This is a genomic window from Kineococcus indalonis (assembly GCF_009906395.1).
Taxonomy (GTDB): domain Bacteria; phylum Actinomycetota; class Actinomycetes; order Actinomycetales; family Kineococcaceae; genus Kineococcus; species Kineococcus indalonis.
In genome coordinates, this window is the sequence record NZ_JAAALM010000310.1 from 1 (window position 1) to 4,965 (window position 4,965).

General features: G+C 76.1%; 4 protein-coding genes. 1 reads left to right on the forward strand and 3 read right to left on the reverse strand.

Annotation, left to right across the window (positions count from 1 at the left end; genetic code table 11):
* A partial coding sequence (locus GTR00_RS14480) for a MarR family winged helix-turn-helix transcriptional regulator (protein ID WP_166612312.1) occupies positions 1–469 on the forward strand: 469 nt, incomplete at its 5' end.
* 67 nt (positions 470–536) lie between these two features.
* Here GTR00_RS14480 and uvrB read toward each other — a convergent pair.
* The 3 genes from uvrB to GTR00_RS14495 all read right to left on the reverse strand — a co-directional run bounded on the left by uvrB (position 537) and on the right by GTR00_RS14495 (position 4,915).
* Positions 537–2,648 carry an excinuclease ABC subunit UvrB gene (gene uvrB / locus GTR00_RS14485; protein ID WP_166612313.1) on the reverse strand — a complete coding sequence of 704 codons (2,112 nt, stop codon included), beginning with the start codon at positions 2,646–2,648 and terminating at the stop codon, positions 537–539.
* A 93-nt stretch (positions 2,649–2,741) separates the two neighbouring features.
* On the reverse strand, positions 2,742–3,860 hold the full coding sequence (gene coaE / locus GTR00_RS14490) for a dephospho-CoA kinase (RefSeq protein WP_166612314.1): 1,119 nt from the start codon (positions 3,858–3,860) through the stop codon (positions 2,742–2,744).
* Complete coding sequence (locus GTR00_RS14495) at positions 3,842–4,915, reverse strand: glycosyltransferase family 2 protein (RefSeq protein WP_166612315.1); 1,074 nt, start codon at positions 4,913–4,915, stop codon at positions 3,842–3,844. The genes coaE and GTR00_RS14495 overlap by 19 nt, the downstream gene beginning before the upstream one ends.
* Positions 4,916–4,965: the final 50 nt, after the last annotated feature.

Sequence of the window (4,965 nt, forward strand, 5' to 3'; positions counted from 1 at the left end):
GCAGCGCACCTGGCGCACGTTCCTGGCCGCCACCCAGCTGCTCATGGACCGCGTGGACCGCCAGCTGCACCACGACTCCGGGGTGGTGCACACCTACTACGAGATGCTCGTGCGCCTGTCGGAGGCGCCGGGGCGCTCGCTGCGCATGAGCGAGCTGGCCGAGTCCTCCCTGTCCTCGCGCAGCCGCGTCTCGCACGCCGTGGCCCGCATGGAGGAGCGCGGCTGGATCCGCCGCGAGGCCTGCGCCACCGACGGCCGCGGCTTCAACGCCGTGCTCACCGAGGAGGGCATGCGCGCCCTGGAGCAGGCCGCGCCCGGGCACGTCGAGACCGTCCGCGAGCTGCTCTTCGACCAGCTCGACGCCGAGCAGCAGCAGCAGCTGCTCCGCATCAGCGAGGCGCTGCTGCAGCACCTGACCGACACCGGCAGCGTCTCCCCGGTGCCGCTGGCCGCCCCGCTGGCCGGCTGAGCGGGGGCCGGGTCCGGCCGCGCACCCCGGCGCGGGGGTCCGCGGCCCCGCGCCGGGGTGCGCGGCGTCAGACGCCCTGCGCCGCGCGCATCCCCCGCAGCTCCTTCTTCAGGTCCCCGACCTCGTCGCGCAGGCGCGCCGCCAGCTCGAACTGCAGCTCCGCGGCCGCCGCGTGCATCTGCTCGGTCAGCTGCTGGATGAGGTCGGCCAGGTCCGCCTGCGGCATCGAGCCGCGCGGCGCGGGCCCCACCTCCCGGCCCGCCGCGCCGCGCGCGCCGGCGGGCTTGCCGCGCGACTGCGAGCGGCCGCTGCCGCCCTGCGCGGACAGCAGCGCCGCGGTGTCGGCGTCCTCGCGGGCGATGAGGTCGGTGATGTCGGCGATCTTCTTGCGCAGCGGCATCGGGTCCACCCCGCGCTCGCGGTTGTACGCGACCTGCTTCTCGCGGCGCCGGTTGGTCTCCTCGATGGCCTGCGCCATCGACGGGGTGATCCTGTCGGCGTACATGTGCACCTGCCCGGACACGTTGCGCGCCGCGCGCCCGATCGTCTGGATCAGCGAGGTGGAGGAGCGCAGGAAGCCCTCCTTGTCGGCGTCCAGGATCGCCACCAGCGACACCTCCGGCAGGTCCAGGCCCTCGCGCAGCAGGTTGATGCCCACCAGCACGTCGTACTCGCCCTGGCGCAGCTCGCGCAGCAGCTCCACCCGGCGCAGCGTGTCGATGTCGGAGTGCAGGTAGCGCACCCGCACCCCCTGCTCCAGGAGGTAGTCGGTGAGGTCCTCGGCCATCTTCTTGGTCAGCGTCGTCACCAGCACCCGCTCGTCGCGCTCGGCGCGGGTGCGCACCTCGTGCAGCAGGTCGTCGATCTGGCCCTTGGTGGGCTTGACCACCACCTCGGGGTCCACCAGGCCCGTGGGGCGGATGATCTGCTCCACCACCCCGTCCGCGCGGGAGAGCTCGTACGGGCCCGGCGTCGCGGACAGGTACACCGCCTGCCCGACGCGGTCCAGGAACTCCTCCCAGCGCAGCGGGCGGTTGTCCATCGCGCTGGGCAGGCGGAAGCCGAAGTCCACCAGCGTGCGCTTGCGCGAGGCGTCGCCCTCGTACATCGCCCCGATCTGCGGCACCGTCACGTGCGACTCGTCGATGACCAGCAGGAAGTCCTCGGGGAAGTAGTCCAGCAGCGTGTTGGAGGCCGAACCCGGTGCGCGCCCGTCGAAGTGGCGCGAGTAGTTCTCCACGCCCGAGCAGGTCCCGACCTGCCGCAGCATCTCGATGTCGTAGGTGGTGCGCATCCGCAGCCGCTGCGCCTCCAGCAGCTTGCCCTGCTGCTCCAGCTCCGCCAGGCGCTCGGCCAGCTCCGCCTCGATCGTGCCGATCGCCCGCTCCAGCCGCTCCGGGCCGGCGACGTAGTGCGAGGCGGGGAAGACGTAGACCAGCTCCTCCTCGCGCAGCACCTCCCCCGTCAGCGGGTTCAGCGTGTACAGCTTGTCGATCTCGTCGCCGAAGAACTCCACGCGGATCGCGTGCTCCTCGTACTGCGGGATGATCTCCACGGTGTCCCCGCGCACGCGGAAGGTGCCGCGCGTGAAGGCCATGTCGTTGCGGGTGTACTGCATGCCGACGAACCCGCGCAGCAGGTCGTCGCGGTCCATGGTGTCGCCCACCTTCAGGGACACCATGCGGTCCACGTACTCCTGGGGGGTGCCCAGGCCGTAGATGCACGAGACCGTGGCGACCACCACCACGTCGCGGCGCGTCAGCAGCGAGTTGGTCGCCGAGTGCCGCAGCCGCTCGACCTCGTCGTTGATCGAGGAGTCCTTCTCGATGTACGTGTCCGACTGCGGCACGTACGCCTCGGGCTGGTAGTAGTCGTAGTACGAGACGAAGTACTCCACCGCGTTGTTCGGCAGCAGCTCGCGGAACTCGTTGGCCAGCTGCGCCGCCAGCGTCTTGTTCGGGGCCATGACCAGCGTCGGGCGCTGCACCTGCTCGACCAGCCACGCCGTGGTCGCCGACTTGCCCGTGCCCGTCGCCCCCAGCAGCACGACGTCCTTCTCCCCGCCGCGCACGCGGCGGGCGAGCTCGGCGATGGCCGCGGGCTGGTCACCGGAGGGGGAGAACTCGGAGACCACCTCGAAGGGCGCCACCCGGCGCTGGATGTCAGTCGTGGGCCGCATGCAGCCACTGTAGGTCGGCCCTGCGACACGGGCGCCCGCTCACGCCCGGGGCGAACGGGGCGACCCGCGCCGCCCGCGCGCCCCGGCGGGACCTCACGCGCCCGGCGGCCGCCACCCGGTGCGCCGGGCCCACTCCTCGGCCCGCTCCTCGGCCCGCTCCTCGGCCCGCGCACCCGCCACCGCCTGCCCGGCCCCCGCCGCCGTCGGGCCCGCACCGGCCCGCGCGCGGGCCAGGTCGCGCAGCAGCAGCGCCCGGCGCCACCGCGGCGAGCCGTGCACCCGCACGTGCAGGCGCGCCGGCCGGCCGGGGTCGGCCGAGGCGTGCAGCGCGTCGCCGTGCGCCGGGGGGAAGCCGATCGCGCCGATCGCGCCGGCGACGCGCCGCACGTCCGCCTCCGAGGGCACCGCCAGCTGCAGGTCCAGCACGTCCTCGGCGCTCGCGCCCGGCACGGCCGTGGGCCCCACGTGCTCCACCCCGCGCTGCACCTCGCCGGCGGCGCGGGCGACGCGGGCGGCCAGCCGGGCGGCCTGCGCGGGCCAGGACGGGTCCGGCGGCACCGGCGGCCCGGCCGCGGGGTCGGCGGGCCGGCGCAGGCGCAGGTTCTCCTCGAAGGGCAGCAGCCGCTCGCGCCACAGCCGCTCCACGCGCTCCGGCAGCGGGTCCGGGGCGCCCGGCTCGCGGCGCGGGTTGTCCAGCACGACGTCGGCGGCGGCCAGCCGCTCGGCGTCGCCCGCCTGGGCGGCGACGCGCGCGCGGGCGTCCTGCTCGCCCGTGCCGCGGTCCTGCACCAGCCGCCGCACCCGCTCCTCGGTGGGGGCGTGCACCACCACGACCAGCGGGAAGCGCGCGGAGATCCCCGTCTCCACCAGCAGCGGCACGTCCTCCACGACGACGGCGTCGGCCGGGGCGGCGGCCACCAGCTCCTCGCGGCGGGCGGCGACCCGCGGGTGCACCAGGGCGTTGAGGTCCGCGCGCGCGGCGTCGTCGGCGAAGACCAGCCGGCCCAGCGCCGCCCGGTCCAGCTGCCCGTCCTCGCGCAGCACCCGCGGCCCGAAGCGCTCCACCACCGCGCGCAGGCCCTCGGTGCCGGGGGCGACGACCTCGCGGGCGAGGACGTCGGCGTCGACGAGGACCGCGCCGAGCTGCACCAGGCGCCCGGCGACGGTCGACTTGCCGGCGCCGATCCCGCCGGTCAGCCCCACGCGCAGCACCGGGGAACCGTAGCGCAGGGCGCGGCGGCGCGGACCGAGGAGCGCGCCACCGCGTAGCCGGCGGCGGTCACGGCGGTGCCCGCGGCCAGCAGGGCGGCGCGCACCGGGCCGGCGACGTCCCCGCGCCCGGCCGCCGCCAGGTGGCGCAGCACCCCGGTGCCCACGGTGCGCACCACGTAGCCGCGCTCGGCGGCCAGGCCGTCGGCGGCGCCGACGCGCGCGGCCAGCAGGCCCTTGGAGCGACCCTCGTGCCAGCAGCGCCGCACCAGGTACCCCACGCGCTGGCGCGCGGCGGGCACGAGGTGGTCGACGGCGGCGTCGGCGCGGCGCAGCACGAGCGTGGCCGGGTCCGCCTGGCGCAGCCGGATGCAGAAGTCGGTCTCCTCGCAGCCCACCGGCAGCGCGCCGACGCGGCCGGCGGAGGTGTCGAAGCCCTCCACGGACCCGAAGGCGCTGGCGCGCACGGCCATGTTGGCGCCGATGGGGTTGCGCATCCGCTCCCCGTCGCCGGGCATGCCGCGGTAGTCGCACCCGACGATCCAGCCGAACTCCTCGGGGAACCAGCGCGGCGGGGCGCCGCCCTCCCAGTCCGGCACGACCCCGCCCCCCACGACCGTCACGGCGTCCGCGGCGAACTCGGTGCGCAGCCCCTCCAGCCAGCCGGCGCGCGGGACCGCGTCGTCGTCGAGGAACACCACGACGTCCCCGACGGCCGCGGCCACACCGGTGTTGCGCCCGCCGGACAACCCGCGCGGGCCCGTGCTGGCCAGCACCCGCGCGCGCGGGAGGTCCGCGGCGAGGCGGGCGAGCAGCTGGTCGTGGTGGTCGACGACCACGAGCAGCTCGTCGTGCTCGCCCAGCTGCGCCTGCACGGCGGCCAGGGCGGTGGAGAGCACCGCCAGGCGCGCGTCGGTGTAGGTGCACACGACGACGCTGAGGGTGGGGGCCGCGTCGGCGGCCCGGCCCGGGCGGGCGGTGCGGGACCGTGCGGGCCGGGCCGCAGCGCGGTCCCGGTCCGGGGCGTCGGGCAGCGTCAGGAGGGGCTCCGGGTGCACGCTGGCTACGCTAGGTGCACGGCCCGCGGCAGGAACATGACGGACCGGGC

What these genes read in the sequence shown, in the direction of transcription:
- uvrB (WP_166612313.1), bottom strand. Translation starts at nt 2,648, where the DNA reads ATGCGGCCCACGACTGACATCCAGCGCCGGGTGGCGCCCTTCGAGGTG.